General features: G+C 63.0%; 21 protein-coding genes. 19 read left to right on the forward strand and 2 right to left on the reverse strand.

Features of this window, described 5'->3' with window-relative positions; translation table 11 throughout:
• The first annotated feature begins 6 nt into the window (after positions 1-6).
• The 12 genes from rpsE to rplQ all read left to right on the forward strand — a co-directional run bounded on the left by rpsE (position 7) and on the right by rplQ (position 7,745).
• Positions 7-711, forward strand: a complete 705-nt coding sequence (rpsE, locus tag PWJ82_RS07280; protein ID WP_126134693.1) for a 30S ribosomal protein S5 — start codon at positions 7-9, stop codon at positions 709-711.
• A complete protein-coding gene (gene rpmD, locus PWJ82_RS07285) occupies positions 711-893 on the forward strand; it encodes a 50S ribosomal protein L30 (protein ID WP_026428275.1) in 183 nt (60 codons plus the stop codon). Before rpsE ends, rpmD begins: the two co-directional genes overlap by 1 nt.
• The gene (rplO, locus tag PWJ82_RS07290; RefSeq protein WP_126134694.1) at positions 893-1,369 is read left to right on the forward strand and encodes a 50S ribosomal protein L15; all 477 of its coding nucleotides are present in this window, start codon (positions 893-895) and stop codon (positions 1,367-1,369) included. The genes rpmD and rplO overlap by 1 nt, the downstream gene beginning before the upstream one ends.
• 281 nt (positions 1,370-1,650) lie before the next feature.
• Positions 1,651-2,946 (forward strand): preprotein translocase subunit SecY, encoded by a 1,296-nt coding sequence (secY, locus tag PWJ82_RS07295; protein WP_016443083.1) that lies wholly within the window; start codon positions 1,651-1,653, stop codon positions 2,944-2,946.
• Between the two features lie 72 nt (positions 2,947-3,018).
• Complete coding sequence (locus PWJ82_RS07300) at positions 3,019-3,594, forward strand: adenylate kinase (protein ID WP_274736038.1); 576 nt, start codon at positions 3,019-3,021, stop codon at positions 3,592-3,594.
• Positions 3,595-3,602: 8 nt separating this feature from the next.
• Entirely contained in the window at positions 3,603-4,427 is an 825-nt protein-coding gene (gene map, locus PWJ82_RS07305; protein WP_274736040.1) for a type I methionyl aminopeptidase, read from the forward strand.
• Positions 4,428-4,645: 218 nt separating this feature from the next.
• Positions 4,646-4,867 (forward strand): translation initiation factor IF-1, encoded by a 222-nt coding sequence (gene infA / locus PWJ82_RS07310; RefSeq protein ID WP_016443080.1) that lies wholly within the window; start codon positions 4,646-4,648, stop codon positions 4,865-4,867.
• Between the two features lie 19 nt (positions 4,868-4,886).
• The gene (rpmJ, locus tag PWJ82_RS07315; RefSeq protein ID WP_016443079.1) at positions 4,887-5,003 is read left to right on the forward strand and encodes a 50S ribosomal protein L36; all 117 of its coding nucleotides are present in this window, start codon (positions 4,887-4,889) and stop codon (positions 5,001-5,003) included.
• 126 nt (positions 5,004-5,129) lie between these two features.
• Positions 5,130-5,504, forward strand: a complete 375-nt coding sequence (gene rpsM / locus PWJ82_RS07320) for a 30S ribosomal protein S13 (RefSeq protein ID WP_026428270.1) — start codon at positions 5,130-5,132, stop codon at positions 5,502-5,504.
• A gap of 29 nt (positions 5,505-5,533) precedes the next feature.
• Complete coding sequence (gene rpsK / locus PWJ82_RS07325; protein ID WP_016443077.1) at positions 5,534-5,944, forward strand: 30S ribosomal protein S11; 411 nt, start codon at positions 5,534-5,536, stop codon at positions 5,942-5,944.
• Positions 5,945-6,132: 188 nt separating this feature from the next.
• Positions 6,133-7,134, forward strand: coding sequence for a DNA-directed RNA polymerase subunit alpha (locus PWJ82_RS07330; RefSeq protein WP_016443076.1), 1,002 nt, complete (start codon positions 6,133-6,135; stop codon positions 7,132-7,134).
• A 32-nt stretch (positions 7,135-7,166) separates the two neighbouring features.
• Positions 7,167-7,745, forward strand: a complete 579-nt coding sequence (gene rplQ, locus PWJ82_RS07335) for a 50S ribosomal protein L17 (protein ID WP_274736041.1) — start codon at positions 7,167-7,169, stop codon at positions 7,743-7,745.
• A gap of 609 nt (positions 7,746-8,354) precedes the next feature.
• Here the strand turns inward: rplQ and PWJ82_RS07340 are convergent.
• Entirely contained in the window at positions 8,355-9,104 is a 750-nt protein-coding gene (locus PWJ82_RS07340) for an ROK family protein (RefSeq protein ID WP_416341603.1), read from the reverse strand.
• Between the two features lie 241 nt (positions 9,105-9,345).
• Between PWJ82_RS07340 and truA the strand changes: the two genes are divergently transcribed.
• The 5 genes from truA (at position 9,346) to glmM (ending at position 14,717) form a co-directional block, all read left to right on the forward strand.
• Positions 9,346-10,221: a tRNA pseudouridine(38-40) synthase TruA gene (gene truA / locus PWJ82_RS07345; RefSeq protein ID WP_274736043.1), complete on the forward strand. Its 876-nt coding sequence runs from the start codon at positions 9,346-9,348 to the stop codon at positions 10,219-10,221.
• A gap of 118 nt (positions 10,222-10,339) precedes the next feature.
• Complete coding sequence (locus PWJ82_RS07350; RefSeq protein ID WP_274736045.1) at positions 10,340-11,872, forward strand: LssY C-terminal domain-containing protein; 1,533 nt, start codon at positions 10,340-10,342, stop codon at positions 11,870-11,872.
• A 212-nt stretch (positions 11,873-12,084) separates the two neighbouring features.
• Positions 12,085-12,528: a 50S ribosomal protein L13 gene (rplM, locus tag PWJ82_RS07355; RefSeq protein WP_016443071.1), complete on the forward strand. Its 444-nt coding sequence runs from the start codon at positions 12,085-12,087 to the stop codon at positions 12,526-12,528.
• 44 nt (positions 12,529-12,572) lie between these two features.
• The gene (gene rpsI / locus PWJ82_RS07360) at positions 12,573-13,061 is read left to right on the forward strand and encodes a 30S ribosomal protein S9 (RefSeq protein WP_274736047.1); all 489 of its coding nucleotides are present in this window, start codon (positions 12,573-12,575) and stop codon (positions 13,059-13,061) included.
• A gap of 309 nt (positions 13,062-13,370) precedes the next feature.
• Positions 13,371-14,717, forward strand: coding sequence for a phosphoglucosamine mutase (glmM, locus tag PWJ82_RS07365; RefSeq protein ID WP_274736048.1), 1,347 nt, complete (start codon positions 13,371-13,373; stop codon positions 14,715-14,717).
• Between the two features lie 249 nt (positions 14,718-14,966).
• Here glmM and coaA read toward each other — a convergent pair whose 3' ends face one another.
• Entirely contained in the window at positions 14,967-15,974 is a 1,008-nt protein-coding gene (gene coaA, locus PWJ82_RS07370; RefSeq protein ID WP_274736049.1) for a type I pantothenate kinase, read from the reverse strand.
• 131 nt (positions 15,975-16,105) lie between these two features.
• On the opposite strand from coaA, the gene PWJ82_RS07375 reads away from it, so the two are divergent.
• On the forward strand, positions 16,106-17,707 hold the full coding sequence (locus tag PWJ82_RS07375) for a bifunctional ADP-dependent NAD(P)H-hydrate dehydratase/NAD(P)H-hydrate epimerase (RefSeq protein WP_274736050.1): 1,602 nt from the start codon (positions 16,106-16,108) through the stop codon (positions 17,705-17,707).
• Between the two features lie 132 nt (positions 17,708-17,839).
• The coding region (locus tag PWJ82_RS09610; RefSeq protein WP_425536592.1) for an alanine racemase at positions 17,840-18,113 on the forward strand (274 nt) is incomplete at its 3' end.

Below are 18,113 nucleotides of genomic sequence, written 5' to 3' on the forward strand. Positions count from 1 at the left end.
AGGAAAATGGCTGCAGAGCAGCAGGATCCGGCCCAGAACGGCCGGGAAAATCGCAACGAAGGTCGTCGCGGACGCCGCGATAACCGTCGTGATAACCGCCGTGACAATCGTCGCGGTGAAGAAAAGAACGCTTATATCGAGCGCGTGGTGACCATTAACCGCGTTGCGAAGACGGTCAAGGGTGGCCGCCGGATGTCCTTCACCGCTCTCGTGGTGGTGGGCGACGGCAATGGCCTCGTGGGTGTCGGGTACGGCAAGGCCCGCGAAGTTCCCGCCGCTATCGCTAAGGGTACCGAGGAAGCGAAGAAGAACTTCTTCCGCATCCCGCGTATCGCGCGGACTATCCCGCACGTGGTGCAGGGCGAAGACGCCGCCGGCGTCGTGCTGCTGCGCCCGGCCGCTCCCGGTACCGGCGTAATTGCCGGCGGCCCGGTGCGTGCCCTCATGGAGTGCGCGGGTATTCACGATGTGCTCTCCAAGTCGCTCGGTTCCTCGAACGCGATCAATATCGTGCACGCCACCGTGGCTGCCCTCAAGCAGCTCGAGCAGCCCGAAGCGGTTGCTGCCCGGCGTGGGCTCCCCATCGAGCGTGTTGTCCCCGAAGCTATGCTGCGGGCGCGCGCCGAAGCGGAAGCCAAGGAACGCGAGATCGAAGAGGCCGAAGCCGCCAAGGCGGAAAATGAGGCCGCGGCCGCGGGAGTTGGTGCGTAATGGCAAATCTTAAGATCACCCAGGTCAAGGGTGTTGTTGGTGCGATCCAGCGCCAGAAGGACACCCTGCGCACGCTCGGGCTGCGTAAGATCGGACAGTCCGTTGTGCGCGAGGATACCCCCGAGGTGAAGGGCATGGTTCGCGCCGTGGCTCACCTCGTTACCGTGGAGGAGGTTGACTAATGGCGGAAACGGAAAAGGATTCCATCATTAAGCTGCACGACCTGCGTCCGGCTCCGGGTTCGAACAAGGCGAAGATTCGCGTTGGTCGCGGTGAAGGATCCAAGGGTAAGACGTCCGGCCGCGGTACCAAGGGTACCCGGGCACGTAATACCGTGCGTCCCGGTTTCGAAGGTGGCCAGATGCCGCTGCATATGCGCCTTCCGAAGCTGCGTGGTTTCAAGAACCCGTTCCGGGTTGAATACCAGGTCGTTAACGTTTCGGCGCTCGGCGAGCTCTTCCCGGAAGGTGGGAAGGTAACCTCGGCGGATCTCGTGGCCAAGGGTGCGGTTCGCAAGAACTCCCCGGTCAAGGTTCTCGGAACCGGTGAGATTTCCGTCAAGCTCGACGTCGAAGTGGAAGCGTGGTCGAACTCGGCTAAGGAAAAGATCGAGGCTGCCGGGGGTTCTATCTCCGCGCCGCAGGTCGAATCCAAGTAATACGCGCTGGCCGCACGGCCACCGTTTGACTGAGCACTCACCCACACTCTGTGGATGAACAGTGCGAAATTTGCTCGTCCCCGCTATTATGGCGGGGGCGAGCTTTTTTCTGGGCGCGGGCAGCGTTGCTGAAAGATTGCTTTCAGTGGCAAATACGCAGCGTTGCCAGTGCGCCGTCGTGCGTACTTTCCCCGAAAATACGCTTGTCCCCATTTCCGTCACCCGACGGTTCTCGACGATAACGGACTGCCCCGCGCGATCCGTCACCATCAGGAGGAATCTTGATTAAGGCTTTCGCAGCTGCTTTCCGCACCCCGGATCTGCGCCGCAAGTTGCTTTTCACCATGATGATTATGGTGATTTACCGCTTGGGCAGCTTCATCCCGGCTCCGTTCGTGAGCCTGAGTAATATTCGGGAGTGCACCACGCAGCAGTCGGGCGCGCAGGATCTCATCGATATGCTCAACCTGTTCTCAGGCGGTGCGATGATGCAGCTCTCCGTTTTCGCCCTGGGAATTATGCCCTATATTACGGCCTCGATTATTGTGCAGCTGCTGCGCGTGGTCATTCCGCGTTTCCAGGAACTGCATAAGCAAGGCCAGTCGGGTACCGCGAAGCTGACGGAATACACCCGCTACCTCACCATTGGGCTGGGCCTGCTCCAGTCCTCGGTCGTGGTAGCCACCGCGAACTTCACGTTGTTTGCCGGGTGTAAAGAACCGGTCATTCCGAATGCCACCTGGTGGACTTACACCATGACCATCCTCGCCATGACAGCCGGTACCGGCCTGATCATGTGGATGGCTGAACTCATCACCGAACGCGGGGTGGGCAACGGTATGTCCATCCTCATCTTCACCGGTATTTGCGCCGGCTTCCCCTCGATGATGGGTCAGATCTACGCCGGGCACGGCATTGGCACTCTCCTCATCGTCATCGTGGTCTTCGCGCTTATCACCTTGGTTGTTACCTTTGTGGAGCAGTCCCAGCGCCGCATCCCGGTCCAGTACGCCAAGCGCGTGATCGGCCGGCGTACCTACGGCGGGTCCACCACCTACCTGCCCATTAAGATCAATATGGCGAATGTTATCCCGGTGATCTTCGCTTCCTCGATCCTCATGCTCCCCACCATGATCTCCACTTTCGGAAATCAGAATTCGTCCTGGGTGGTCTGGATCCAGCGCAACTTCCAGCACAACGGCTGGGCCTATATTCTCACCTACGCGCTTCTCACTTTCGCTTTCACCTTCTTCTACACCTCCATCGCTTTCGATACGGACGAAGTCGCGGACAATATGAAGAAATACGGTGGCTTCATTCCGAATGTGCGCGCCGGCAAACCCACCGCGGATTACCTCCACTTCGTCTCTAATCGCCTCACCTGGGTGGGCGCCACCTACCTCACCATTGTGGCCCTCATCCCGCTGCTGCTCTTCAGCGCGCTCGGCATCGTACAGTCCGGCTTCGGCGGCACCTCCATCATGATTCTGGTGGGTGTGGGCCTCCAGACTGTGAAGGACATCAACGCCCAGCTCCAGCAGCGCCACTACGAAGGCTTCCTCGGCGGTATCCGCTAACGCGGCCTCGCCCCCTCTTCCCAGCGGGGCGCGGGCGCGCTCCGCACCGATAAACACAGAAAGGTGCCACTCATGTCTGTACGTTTGATTTTGGTTGGCCCCCCGGGCGCGGGCAAAGGCACCCAGGCGGCCGGCATTGCGGAGCGTTACGGCATCCCGGCTATTTCCACCGGTGATCTTTTCCGCGCGCACGCGAAGGCCCAGGATGAATTGGGGCGGCTGGCTGCCTCCTACTCGGAAAAGGGCGAACTCGTCCCTGATTCCGTTACGAACCAGATGGTGGAGGAGCGCCTGGGTGAAGCCGATGCGGCTACTGGTTTCCTCCTGGATGGCTACCCGCGCAACCTCGACCAGGTAAGCGCCCTCGACGCCATGCTCGGTGAGAAGAACGTGGATGTTGTTGTGGAGCTCCAGGCCGACGACGACGTTGTGGTCCAGCGCCTCCTCGGACGCGCCCAGGAGCAGGGCCGCGCCGATGATACGGAGGAGGTTATCCGCCACCGTATCGAGGTCTATCACGCGACCACCAAGCCGATTATTGATGCATACGCCGGTCGCGGGCTCGTGGTTTCCGTGAACGGCTTGGGCACCGTGGAGGAAGTTGCGGCCGCAATTGATGACGCGCTACGCGATTTCCTGGGCCGGTAGGCATAGCGATGATTAATCTTCGCAGCGAGGCGGATATTCTGGGCATGCGCCAGGCTGCGCTCGTGGTGCGCGCGATTCATGATGACTTGCGCACCCACGTACGCGCCGGGATGTCGACGGCGCAGCTCGATCAGCGCGCCAAGGCCGTCTTGGAGGCCCACGGGGCCGTCTCGAATTTTTACGGGTATTACGATTACCCGGCCCAGACTTGCATCTCGGTGAATAACACCGTAGTGCACGGTATCCCCAGCGAAGAGGAAATCCTGGCGCCGGGGGACCTGGTCTCCTTTGACTGCGGGGCGCTCCTCAACGGCTGGAATGGGGATTCCTGCTTTTCCGTCGTTCTCCCGGGTGGGGATGAGAAGAAGATGGCCGCCCGCCAGCGTCTCTCGGATATTACGGAAGAATCCATGTGGGTGGGTATCGCCGCGATGGCCACCGGGAAATTCGTTTCCGATATCGGGGCAGCCATTGACGATTTCGTGGTAGCCCAAGATCCCGAACCGGGCATCGTGGAAGAATTCACCGGGCACGGGATCGGGCGGGCTATGCACGAAGATCCCACGGTTTTCAATTACCGGACTCGCGGGCGCGGGCCCCGTCTCAAGGCGGGAATGGTGCTGTGCATCGAACCGATTCTTACCGCTGGATCCCAGGAGAACATCACCCTGGCTGATGGCTGGACGGTGAAAACCGCGGACGGTAAGGATGCCTGCCACTGGGAAAGCCAAATCGCTAAGCATGCCGGAGGTATCTGGGTGCTCAACGAGCCCGATGGGGGAGCGGCCCGCCTCGCAAAGTACGGAGTGGTTCCGGTTCCCCTCGGGGACTAGGCGGCTGCGCCGTCGTACTACAACCGCACCGCGAGAAGACGGTACCCGCGCGCTCTCCACGCTACACGTGACCCATAACATCGCTGCCGCCCCTTACATAGGGGCGGCTTCGTGCAGTAGTATTGAACGTCGGTGCCGTGTGCCCGTATGGCGCACGCTTGCGCACCGATTTTGATGTCCCGCACAATCCGGTGCGGGCAACACTGTTAGCGAGGAACATGGCGAAGAAAGACGGCGTCATCGAAGTTGAAGGTAGCGTGATCGAAGCGCTGCCCAACGCGATGTTCAAGGTCGAGCTGGAAAACGGGCATGAAGTTCTGGCCCATATTTCCGGCAAAATGCGTCAGCACTACATTCGTATCCTGCCCGAGGATCGGGTGGTTGTAGAGCTCACGCCCTATGACCTGAACCGCGGGCGGATTGTCTACCGCTACAAGTGATCAACAAGGAAAGTTATTCATGAAGGTCAAGCCGAGCGTTAAGCGCATTTGCGATAACTGCAAGGTCATTCGGCGCCACGGTCGCGTCATGGTGATCTGCAGCTCGAATCCGCGCCATAAGCAGCGTCAGGGCTAAAGCCCCGTTGCACCAGCACTGTTAGCCGCAAGGCAACCCCCGGTCCGGAGGCCGGGGCTCACGGAATAGAGACCCGTGGGAACATCAGTGCCCGATACCTCCGGCATAACTAAGGGAGCTAAGAAATTGGCACGTCTCTCCGGCGTTGATCTCCCCCGCGAAAAGCGGATTGAGATCGCGCTTACTTACATTTTTGGCATTGGACGCACCCGCGCCCACGAGACCCTCGCCGCTACCGGGGTGAACCCGGATACCCGCGTGCGTGATCTCACTGAAGACGATCTGGTGAAACTCAAGAACCATATCGACGAGAACTACAAGGTTGAAGGCGACCTGCGCCGCGAAGTCCAGGCCGATATTCGCCGCAAGATCGAAATCGGTTCGTACCAGGGCCTGCGTCACCGTCGCGGCCTGCCCGTGCACGGGCAGCGCACCAAGACCAATGCGCGCACCCGCAAGGGCCCCAAGCGCACCGTGGCCGGTAAGAAGAAGGCCAAGTAGGCTTCGTCGTAGTTCAGGAGAAATAGATTATGGCTCGTCAGACTCGTTCTGCTAACGCCGGTGCACGCCGTCCGCGTCGCAATCAGCGTCGTAATGTCACCGTGGGTCAGGCCCACATTAAGTCCACCTTCAATAACACCATCGTGTCCATCACCGATCCCACCGGTGCGGTTATTGCTTCCGCTTCCTCCGGGATGGTTGGCTTCAAGGGCTCGCGTAAGTCGACTCCCTACGCCGCGCAGCTCGCCGCGGAAAACGCCGCGCGTCAGGCCATGGAACAGGGCATGAAGAAGGTTGATGTGTTTGTCAAGGGTCCGGGTTCCGGGCGCGAAACCGCGATCCGTTCCCTAACCGCCTCCGGGCTGGAAGTCACCTCCATTTCCGATGTGACTCCGCAGGCCTTCAACGGGTGCCGTCCGCCCAAGCGCCGTCGCGTCTAGTAGCGGCGCGGTGCGTTGCGGCGTCGCCTTTTAGGTACGACGCCGGCGCAGAGGCCACGGCCTCTGCGGCACCCCTCCCAGGGCACGGGCTTTGACAGGAAAAGCCGCGCCCGCACCTCGCGGACAGACAGAGTTTCGCGAGGGTACGCAAACCTCATATAGCGGTTGTTTGCGGAAAGGAAAGAATCGTGCTCATTGCACAACGTCCCGTTCTGAGTGAAGAGAAGATCTCCGAATTCCGGTCCCGGTTCGTCCTCGAACCGCTCGAACCCGGATTTGGGTACACACTGGGTAATTCCCTGCGTCGTACCCTGCTGTCCTCCATCCCCGGTGCTGCGGTCACCTCGATCCGCATCGACGGGGTGCTCCATGAGTTCTCCACTATTCCCGGTGTGAAGGAAGATGTTGCGGAAATCATCCTCAACCTCAAGGAACTTGTTGTCTCCTCGGATAACGACGAACCCGTCCTCATGTACCTGCGTAAGACCGGCCCGGGCGAAGTGACCGCGGCGGATATCACTCCGCCGGCGGGTGTGGAAATTCTCAACCAGGATCTCCATATCGCCACCCTCAATGACAAGGGCAAGCTCGAAATCGACCTTACGGTTGAACGCGGGCGCGGCTACGTTTCCGCGGCTCTCAACAAGGGCGATAACGATGAGATCGGCCGCATTCCGATTGACTCGATCTACTCGCCGGTGCTCAAGGTCTCCTACAAGGTGGAAGCCACCCGTGTGGAACAGCGCACCGACTTTGATCGCCTCGTGGTTGATGTGGAAACCAAGGAATCGACGACCCCTCGGGACGCTCTCGCCTCTGCCGGCAAGACCCTCGTGGAGCTCTTCGGCCTGGCCGTGGATCTCAATGACGAAGCCGAAGGTATCGAAATTGGTCCGGCACCGGTGACCGAGCAGCGCTCCTCGGATCTGCAGCGTCCGATCACCATCCTCAATCTGCCCGCACGTTCTCAGAACTGCCTGCAGCGCGAAGGTATCCATACCATTGGGGAACTGGTGCAGCGTTCGGAAGCCGATCTGCTCGATATTCGCAACTTCGGGGCGAAGTCCATCGATGATGTCAAGGATGAACTGGCGAAGATGGACCTGAGCCTCAAGGATTCCGGATCGAGCTTCCTCGGTGGCGGATTCGATGACTACGGGATGCAGTTCAGCGACGATTCTCAGGCCTGAGCAGCCACATAATTTTACTAGGAGAGTAGACAATGCCTAAGCCCACCAAGGGTCCGCGCCTCGGCGGCAGCCCCGCCCACCAGCGCAAGATTCTTGCCAACCTGTGCAAGGAACTTATTCATCACACGTCGATTAAGACCACCGAAGCGAAGGCTCGCGCGGTACGTCCCCATATCGAAAAGCTCATCACGAAGGCGAAGAAGGGGGACACCCACAATCGCCGCCTAGCACTCAAGGTGCTCGGCGATCGTGAAACCGCCTACATTCTCTTCGAGGAACTCGCCCCGCTGTTCGCGGAACGCGAGGGCGGCTACACCCGCATCACCAAGGTGGGTAACCGCCGCGGTGATAACACCCCGATGGCCGTTATTTCGCTGGTGACCGAGAAGGTTTCCCCGAAGCAGGCGGTTGTTAAGGAAGCGGAAAAGGCCGCCGAGCGTGCCGCCGCTGCGGAAGAAGCCGAAGCTGCTGAATCGGCAGAATCTGCGGAGAGCGCCGAATCGGCCGAAAGCGCGGAGTCCGCTGAATCCGCCGAAAGCGCGGAGTCGGCAGAGTCGGCCGCCAGCGCGGATGAAGCTGCGGAAGCGGAGAAGGCTGAAGAAGCTAAGTAAGCTAGAGAAGCGCCTGCGGTTGGTTCGGTTGCTTGACTAACCGGGCTGCCGGGAAGCTTGAGAGAAGGGCTTCGGAAACGCGAGTTTCCGGAGCCCTTTTCGCTGCCCGCAGGATGCGGGGCTACTGTTGGCTAGGGGATGCGGGGCTATTGTTGCCCGCAGGACACGGGGCTACTGTTGCCCGCAGGACACGGGGCTACTGTTGCCCGCAGGACGCGCGGCTACTGTTGGGCGCGGCCGCGGGCACTGGCGTGGGCGGGGGTAATAGGCAAAAGCGGGTTCCATGGCGGCGTGTCCTTGGCTTGTATCCGGCCCTGAACCGCATGAACCGCGCCCGGAAACAAAGTGCGAGGGAGAGCACCGTTTCGGGGCGATTTCGTGTTCCTTACGCGCATCCTGCGGGAGGAGATGTCCCGGATTCGCACTGTGCCTGGCCGGGCCGCCTCGCCGGCCGGGGTAGGGTGTTTTTCTGAGACGTACTGCGGATGTCGTACATGCGAAGTACAGCTCGGAAAACAGATACCACCTCCCCAGGGGTTGGTGTGACTATTGAACTTCGTGAGGCCCATGAGGCTCTCATGGGAAGACCCCCGAGTTTGTCTATTTACCCTACTGTTCCGCGCGGGCTCGCTCGGAAGCTGCCACCAGATCCCAGGCACGTACCCCGCCGCTCATTCCGGCGGCATTCGGGATAAAGACCACCGAGCCGCTCAGGCGTTCGCGCACGCTCTCGGTGATGCGCGCTGCGTTGCCGCCCCCGAGGTAGAGGGTGTCCCAGCGGATGACCGGGTAGAGGGATTCAATAGCGCGGGCCACCTGCCGGCTCCACGCGGCATCACCCAAGCGGATGCGTTCAATTTCCCCGATCACGTCATCATAGGTGAGGCCCCAGCGCAGCGGGGCGTGCGAAAACTCCAGGTGCGGGGCCAGCACCCCGTTATCAACAATGGCGTTGCCCAGGCCAGTTCCAAAAGTGAGGACCACTTCCAAGCCCCGGCCGGTCACGGTTGCGGCAGCAGCTACCTCGGCGTCGTTGAGCACCAGGGTGGGCCGGGAAAAACGCGCGGCGAGGGCAGCGCGAATATCCAGGCCGTTCCAGGCGGCTTCCATCTCAGGGTCGAGGCGGGTGTGCGGACCGGCGCGGCGAATGTAATGCGGGGTATACACCACAATGCCGTGGCGCAGCATCCCGGGCATGCCTACCGTGAGTCGCTCAAAATCAGCGCCCTCGGCGCGCAGCGCGGCGGCATCCGCGGCAATGATATTTTCCAGAGCTGCGGGGGAGAAGGGGTAGCGGACCGGGGTGCGCCGGGCCGGTCCGATCTGGGTGCCGGCAGCGTCCAGCAGCGCCGTTTTGATGCCGCCCCCGCCGCAATCTACCGCGAAGGTGCGCGGTCCGGAAACAGCGGCCGCGGTGGTGGCATTCGCGGTGTCCTCCGGGCTGGGTGCACTCGCGTACAGCGGTGCGGTGCCAAGTGGGAGGGCCGGCTCCTCGCTTTCGAGTACACGGCCTTCGGCTACGCGGCCCTCGGGCACGTGGCCTTCTGGCGCGCGGCTCTCGGGTATGCGGGAGGATGACTCGGCATGGGAAACTGGATCCATGAGTGACACGCTAGCGCAAAACCTTCGGCTTCGGCTTGATCTTTCCTACGACGGTACTGAATTTCACGGTTGGGCAGCGCAGCCCGGCCTGCGGACCGTGGAAGGCACCCTCACAGAGGCTCTCGCCACGGTGCTGAGAGCTCCGGTCATGCTCACGGTGGCCGGGCGCACCGACGCCGGGGTGCACGCCCGCGGGCAGGTCGCCCATGTGGATGTGCCGCGCGCGGTGCTCACCGCGGCGGCGGGGCGTTCTCAAGATGACCCCACCCGGGTGCTGGTGCGGCGGGTGCAGGGCCTGCTCGCGCGCGCTGCGAGCGGCCCGCGGGGGAGCGCCGATATTGTGCTCCACAGCGCCCGCGAGGTATCCTCCGATTTCGATGCCCGTTTTTCCGCGGTTTCGCGCGAATACACGTACCGCATTGCGGTGGGTCACTTCGATCCTTTACGACGACGCGACGTCCTCTGGCTGGCCGGCCCGCTCGACCTGAGCGCGATGCGGGAGGCCGCGGCCTCCCTCCTGGGCGAACACGATTTCCTCTCCTATTGCAAACCGCGCCCGGGGGCGACGACGGTCCGCGAGCTCCTGGCTCTGGACGTGGCTGAAGAAGGTGAGCTGGTAACCATTCACGCGGTGGCCGATGCTTTTTGCCATTCCATGGTGCGCACCCTCGTGGGCTCTCTGCTCCGGGTGGGCGAGGGGCGGCGCGATGCCGGCTGGCCGGCCCGGCGCTTGCGCGAAGCGAGCCGGGACGGGGAAGTGGTGGTAGCCCCGCCCCATCCCCTCACTCTCGAAAAAGTGAATTATCCTGAACCGGGTCAGTGGGCTGCGCGCGCTGAGGCTTCTCGGGCCATCCGTACGCTGCTAGAGGATTAGCTGGCAGCTACCGTTGCGCGCGGCCGTGACAATGCTGGCCACCACCATTCCACGCGCGGTGCGCATCTTCGATTCGTGCCGATTTAACGTGTCGTCGGCCCCGGGTAAAATCGGTAACGTGACTCAGGAACAAAGCCAAGCTGCGCAATCAACGCCGGTGCGCTCGGTGCGGCACAGCGCTGACCAGCGCTGGCCGGTTCCGTCGTGCCCACCCGCCTATACGCGCCTGCCCCGGCAGCGGCTGCGGCGGGGCTTCCCTTTGTATGCGGTCTTGGCGGGGCTGTTCGTCGTCGTCGCCCTGATTTATAGTTTCTGGTTGGCTGTGCTCCTTTTGTTGCGGGGGCTTCCCGGGCAGCCGTTGTGGTGGCTGCACCTGCTGGTGTTTTGGGCGCTTGCGGCATATTTCGCTTTCCCGCGCCTGCATCAGCTTTTTTCGCTTATGTACGTGCCGGATTATTTCTTCGGGCGCACCAAAACTGCGGACGGTATCCTCGGGGACCCGGTTAATATCGGCTGGGAGGGTAGTGAGGCGGATATTCACGCGGCCATGCGGGCCGCGGGCTGGATCGAAGCCGAACCTATTACTTTCCGTACATCTTGGCGCATTATCGTGGCCGCGGTGCTGCGCCGTTCCTATCCTTCCGCACCGGTGTCTGATTTGTATTTGTTCTCCCGGAAACAGGAATTCGCCTACCAGCAGGAAGTGGACGGCAATGCGGCCCAGCGCCACCACGTGCGCTTTTGGCGCTGCCCACCCGATTGGACCCTCCCGGGCGGGGAACGCATCACCTGGCTCGCCGCCGGAACCTTTGATCGCAGCGTGGGGCTATCCATTTTCACCGGGCAATTCACCCACAAAATCGACCCGAATATCGATGCGGAGCGGGATTTCATTATCAACACGGTGCGCTACGCCGATCCCGAAAGCCACGTGAGCGTTATCGAACAGTATTTCAACGCCTATAGCTCACGCAACGGCGGCGGGGATGAGATCCAAACCGACGGTGACCTTCCTATCCTCGATGTCACCGGCGCGGCCGTGCGCCTGGGTGCGTGTATGGAGGAGAGCGGCCTCGATACTGAGGAGTATTCCGGCCGCTGCGATTCCGGTAGCGGAACGACGGCGCGCCTCGGGCGCGGGCACTCTGACTACTCGTGTGCGGGCCGTCCGGGTGGAGGCCATCGTCGTTCGGGTTATCTGCGTAGTGACTCCGCGGGCAAGCCGGGGTGGCGCAATTCCAGTGCTATGGCAGAAAAGGCCACCGAGCTCGCGCGCACCGCGGCCGAACACCGCGTCCCGCCCGGGGCTCTGCTCTTTTCCGCGGTGGCGATCACGGTACTGCTGGGAACTGCGCTGGTTACCGATATGCTCCCGGCTTCCGCGGTGGATGTGGTGCTCTACCTGGTCATGCTGCTGCTCCTGCTCGGGGTGGCCAACCATTCCCGGGTGGCCTGGGTGCTGTTTCTTGCCTGCGAAGCGGGTATTGCACTGCTGTATCTCTTGTTGGCAACCACGGGGGAAACCGCGGCCATGTACCCGGCCGGAATCTCGGTGTTGGTGGTGCTGGCGATCACTGCGCCACATGTGCGCCTGTGGGTCACAGAAGGCCGGGCCGAACCCGTGGTGGATCTGCCCACCCCCATCCTGTAAAAGCGCCGGTGGAGTACCTCACAGCGCCGGCAAAGCTTTGACCGGCGTAGGCGCCACGGGTATGATAGAGCGTTGTTGTCCATACCATCGGCGCGATGCTTATTCCCACTCGTCGCGCGCTGTGAAGGGCACATCCAACTTTTGACCGTTACGGTTTCGCCCGCCACCACGGCGGATGCTCGGAACCAATATCAGAAACGAAGGCTACGCACGTGCGCACGTACACTCCTAAGCCCGGCGACATTGAGAAGAAGTGGTACATCATTGACGCCACCGATGTTGTCCTCGGGCGTTTGGCAGCTCAGGTTGCCGCCCTGCTCCGTGGGAAGCACAAACCGAATTTTGCTCCTCACATGGATACCGGCGATTTCGTTATTATCACGAATGCGAGCAAGGTGACCCTCACGGGAAGCAAGGCAACGCAGAAGATGGCTTACCGGCATTCCGGTTACCCGGGGGGCCTCAAGGCTACCTCGTATGCCGAACTCCTTGCCTCGAATCCCGAGCAGGCCGTTATTAAGGCGGTGCGCGGCATGCTTCCGCACACGTCTCTCGGACGCCAGCAGCTGAAGAAGCTGAAGGTTTTTGCCGGCGCTGAGCATCCTCACGAAGCTCAGAAGCCCGAACCTTACGAGCTGAAGAAGATCGCCCAATAAGCGAGTCGCGTTCGGCCGCTTTTTTCGGAACAGGATTTACATCAATGTCAGAAACTCATGTTGACACCCAGGTGGAGGAGGAGTTCAGCGGCTCCTACACCACAGAGACCGAAACCCCCAAGGTCGGTCAGGGTGTATCCGCCGCTGTCCCGGGTCAGGCACTCGGCCGCCGCAAGGAAGCCGTTGCCCGCGTCCGGCTCGTCCCCGGCTCGGGGGAATGGAAGGTGAACGGCCGCGACCTGGCCGATTACTTCCCTAATAAGATCCATCAGCAGCTCGTGAAGTCCCCCTTCACCCTGCTTGATCTCGAAGGCCGTTTCGATGTTATCGCCCGTATCAACGGTGGTGGCATCTCAGGCCAGGCCGGTGCGCTGCGTCTCGGCATCGCCCGCGCCCTCAACGAAATTGACCGCGAAGCGAATCGCCCGGCCCTCAAGAAGGCCGGCTACCTCACCCGCGATGCTCGCGCGGTGGAACGCAAGAAGGCCGGCCTGAAGAAGGCCCGCAAGGCTTCGCAGTTCTCCAAGCGTTAAGCTTCGGCGCTATGCGCCTATCTGGGTGCATCGCTCATTTTTTACAAGGGAGGTCCCAATTCGGGGCCTCCCTTGTTGCATGTGCCCCGTTCGCCCTTTGGTTAGCGCGCGTCCACCCCGCGTTCCTTTTTCCGCCAGCGGGCGGTGCGCGTTACAGTAGAACACAGCGCACCCGCGGTACCAGCCAGGACGGCCAGATTCGATATAAGTTTCGCAGCCGCCTCCGGTTCCGGATCTCGCGGGCGAAGTAAGAACAGAGGGAAGCACATGCGGCGCGGCACCGGCCGCGCCTTGGCGAAAGGCTGAGTAATGCCACGACTTTTTGGAACAGATGGCGTCCGCGGACTCGCAAACCGAGCTCTGACGGCGGATCTGGCGGTGAAATTGGGGGAAGCCGCAGCGCGAGTTCTCACCCGCGAATTCGATGGGGAGGGCCGCCCGCGCGCGGTTATTGGTCAGGATTCGCGTGTTTCCGGCGGGATGCTTTCCCAGGCGGTGGCTGCCGGGCTCGCCGGTGCCGGAGTGGACGTGGAACACGTGGACGTTATTCCCACTCCCGGTATTGCTTTTCTCACCGCGGAAGGCGGCTATGACCTGGGTGTCATGATTTCCGCTTCCCACAACCCGATGCAGGACAACGGCATTAAATTCTTCGCCAAGGGAGGTTTCAAACTCGAAGACAGCCTCGAGGACGAAATCGAAGAACTCCTCGGCACGGATTGGGGCCGCCCCACCGGCGCCGGTATTGGCCGTATTAGCGATACCGCGGAATTTGGGGACCGGCTCTACCTGGACCACCTCACCACCGCGATTACCACCCGCCTGGATGGACTCACCATTGTCACCGATTGCGCAAACGGTGCCACCTCCGCCATCGCGCCCGAGGCGCTGCGCCGCGCCGGAGCGAAGGTTATTGTTATTAACGCTGATCCTTCTGGCTACAACATTAACGACGGTTGCGGTTCCACTCACCCGGAGGCTCTTCAGCGCGCCGTCGTGGATAACGGTGCCGATTTCGGGGTGGCTTTTGATGGCGACGCGGATCGCTGCCTGGCGGTCGATCACGAAGGCAAACTCGTGGACGGCGACCAAATCATGGCGATCCTCGCTCTTGCTCTCAAGGATGCCGGCAAACTCGCGCAGAATACCCTCGTCGTTACGGTCATGTCCAACCTGGGCCTGCTGCTCGCCATGAAGGAGCACGGCGTGCGCACGGTCCAAACCGGGGTGGGGGACCGCTACGTCCTTGAGGAGATGCGCCGCGGGGGCTACAGCCTGGGCGGCGAACAATCCGGCCACGTCATTTCTCTCGAAAAAGCCACCACCGGCGATGGCTCACTCACCAGCCTGCTCCTCGCCCAGCAAGTTGCGGCATCCGGGCGCAGCCTGCGCGAACTCGCCAGCGTGGTTACCCGCCTCCCGCAGATTCTCGTCAATGTGCCGAATGTGGATAAAGCCGCGGCCTCCACAAACGAGCAGGTCCAGCGCGCGGTCCGTGAGGTCGAGGAACGCTTGGGGGAGACGGGCCGGGTGCTGCTGCGTCCCTCGGGCACCGAGCCGCTGGTGCGGGTGATGGTTGAGGCTGCCACCCAGGAAGAAGCGGACGCCGTGGCCCACGAACTCGCAGACGTGGTGGCCACGAACCTCGCGTTATAACTCTTGGTGTAACTTTCGCGGTGCGCGTCGCTCGATATTTTTACGACGCCGCCGCCACTTAGCCATGTGCCTCATCCCGCATGCCCTGCTGGCCGGCTTGCGCTGCTGGTCAGCGCGGGCGCTGCCGGACCTGGTAGGGATGTTCATGGGTGTGCTGCGAATGTCGTACATACGAAGTACACCCATGAAAACCCATAGTGCCCCGCAGATACTGGTGTGACTCCCGGGGTTCGGCTTCTGGAAGTCTGGCTACAATTTGCGCAGGTGAATGCGCTGTACTCGATGGTCGGCTCCCTTGCAGAGCATGATATCGGCGCGCTCGCGCGTGGGCTGAATATTCTCCAGCAGATTGGGCAGGTTGATCGCATTCCAGATCTCGAGGGAACGGTCCCGCAGCTCGGCGTCCGGCATATCCGCAAATTGGTGGAAATAGGCGCCGGGCAGGTGAAAAGCGACGTCGCGCAATTTGAAAATACGCGAGAGGTACCAGGTTTCTAGATCTTCCGGGGAGGCGTCTACGTAAATCGAGACGTCGAAGAAATCTGAGACCGCGGTGAGGTTCCCGGTGTAGAAAGCGGGATCCGTGGGGGTGAGACGTGCCCGGGAGCCGGTCAATTTTCCAGCCCCGGGGCGCCCGCCGGCGGCCAGCAGTGGCGGTTGGAGCACATTAAGCCCTTCCAGGATGAGGATATCGGGATGGGCCACCACCTGATGCTGACCGGGCACAATATCGTAAATAACGTGATCGTAGCGGGGCACCTCCACGCGGTCCTCCCCGGATTTGACCCGCCGCAGGAAATCAAGAAGCGCGGCGTGATCGTAGGATTCCGGGAAACCTTTGCGGTCCATGAGTCCGCGCTCTTCCAGCACCGCATTGGGGTAGAGGAAGCCATCGGTAGTCACCAGGTCCACGCGGGGAGTATAGGGCCAGCGCCGAAGCAACTCTTGGAGAAGTCGCGCCGTCGTCGATTTTCCTACCGCAACCGAGCCGGCAATCCCGATCACAAAAGGCGTGCGCTGTTCCCGCAAGCCCAAAAAATCGGAAGTTTTGCGATGCAGATCCCCGATTTCCTGGGCGTACATTTGCAGCAGCGCGGAGAGCGGGCGGTAAATAGCATCCGCTTCGGCCAGGTCAATCGGGTCGCCCAGGGCTTTCAGGTGCCGCACATCCGTGTGCGTGAGGGGGAGGGGCGCGTTTTTGGCGAGGGCGCTCCATTCGTCGTGCGTGAACGTGACGAGGTGACGGTTGGACTCCATGGGGCCAGCCTACTAGCTGGGCGCCCAGCCCCGCCGCATCGGGTGGGGATCCGCGGCCTGGAGCTCACGGCCGTGCTCAGAGAGGCTGGCGGCCCCGTGCCACGGCCGCGGGGGCGCGTTACCATACCAGTATGTTGCGTACCTATGATGCCCAGGCCGTGCGAGCCGCGGAAGAACCTCTCTTGGCGGCCGGCGAGCCGCTTATGGCGCGGGCGGCCCGGGCGCTCGCGAATGCGATTATTTGGGAGCTGCGCCGCCGCTCCATCCGCGTGAGCGGGACCCGCATCGCTATTTTTGCCGGGGCGGGTAATAACGGCGGGGATGCCCTCTACGCCGGTGCATATCTGGCGCGGCGCGGGGCAGCCGTGGTGGCGGTGGCGCCCCTGCCCGCATGCCACCGGGCGGGGGCGCAGGCTTTGGAAAAGGCCGGTGGTACCCTCATCCGGGAAGCAAGCCTGGCGCAGGCGGTCGCGGTGGCGCGGCGCAGCGCCGTCTGGGTGGATGGGCTGCTCGGTATCGGGGCGCGCGGTCCGGCGCGTGAACCGCTGGCTTCCCTGCTGGGTGCGCTGGAATCCGAGCGCCTGGCCAGCCCGGTGGAACCGCTCGTGGTCGCGGTGGATACCCCCTCCGGCATTGGTGTGGACGACGGCGCCCTCCCCGGCCCCTACCTCTCCGCCCACCTCACCGTGACCATGGGGGCGGCCAAGGCCGGGCTGGTGCTGGACCCGGCCCGCCGGGCCGCGGGGCGCATCGAGGTGGTGGAGCTCGGCTTCGCACCCTACCTGGGTGAGCCGGCCGTGCTGCACCTGGGCGATGCCGATGTGGCGGACCTGTGGCGGGTGCCCGGCGCGGACGACCACAAATACACCCGCGGCGTGGTGGGGATCGTGGCCGGTTCCGTGCAGTACCCGGGTGCGGGTTTATTAACGACGACGGCCGCTCTCGCGGCGGGACCCGGGATGGTACGTTACCTCGGCGAGAATGAGGTCGCGGAGCTGGTCATCACCGCGCACCCGGAAGTGGTGGCGGCCCCGGGGCGCATCCAGGCCCTCGCGGTTGGTTCGGGTGATCCGCCGGGGGCGCCGGCGCTGCTGTACGCCGCGCTCAAAGACGGATCCCCGGTGGTCGTGGATGCCGGGGCCCTGCCCGCCATCGCCGATATGGCGGCGCGGGAGGGCGCGCGGTTCGGCGAACACGTGGTGCTCACCCCGCATGCCGGGGAAGCTGCCTTGATGGCCGCCCAATTGGACCTCCATAGCGCGGACGGTGCTCCTTTGAGCCGCGCGGTCATTGAGTCCTGCCCGGTGGCGGCCGCGCGGGCCCTGGCGGCCCGGCTGGGTGCGACGGTGGTGCTCAAGGGATCCGTTGATGTGGTGGCCAGCCCGAGCGGACCGTGCTACGCCCAGGGCGGGGCGCCCAGCTGGCGGGCCGTGGCCGGAGCTGGCGATGTGCTGGCCGGGCTCATCGGCGCTATGCTCGCCCAGCACGCCGTGGTTGCCGAGCCCACGGAGGTTGCCGGACACACTGAACTCACCGAGCCTGCCGCCCGCATCGCGGCCGCTGCCCTGCACATCCATGCCCGCGCTGCCGCGCTCGCGGCCGGAACGCCTTTCGCAGCGCCGGCACGGAGTGCTCTCGGGGAGCCCGCGCCCGCGCCGGGCAGGCCTATCACCGCAGCCCAGATCGCCGCGCGTATCCCGGAGGTCATCGGCCAGATTCTGGGCGGCGCGTAGAATACAGGCACGCCCGCACCCCGCGCCGCGGCCCGCAGCGCGTAGCGCGGCTCGCCCGTAGGCGACCAGCGCGCCCGCAGCTCGCCAGCTCCCGCACTGCATCCCTATCCGCGCCTCAACAGGAAGAACACCATGTTTAACCTTGATCCCGCAGTTTTCACCTCCCGAGCTACCATCAGCCTGGGTGCGCTCGAACAGAACCTCACCCGGGTACGGGCCCATCTCACGGGCCAGAAAATCATGGCGGTTATCAAAGGTGATGCCTACGGCCACGGGTTGCTTCCCGCCGCGGGGGGGGGGGGGGGGGGGGGGGGGGGGGGGGGGGGGGGGGGGGGGCGGGGGGGGGCGCGCGGCGCGGGGGGGGGGGGGGGGGGGGGGGGGGGGGCGCTGGGGGGGGGGGGGGGTG

This window comes from Actinotignum schaalii (genome assembly GCF_028864145.1).
In the GTDB taxonomy this organism is placed as follows: Bacteria; Actinomycetota; Actinomycetes; order Actinomycetales; family Actinomycetaceae; genus Actinotignum; species Actinotignum schaalii_B.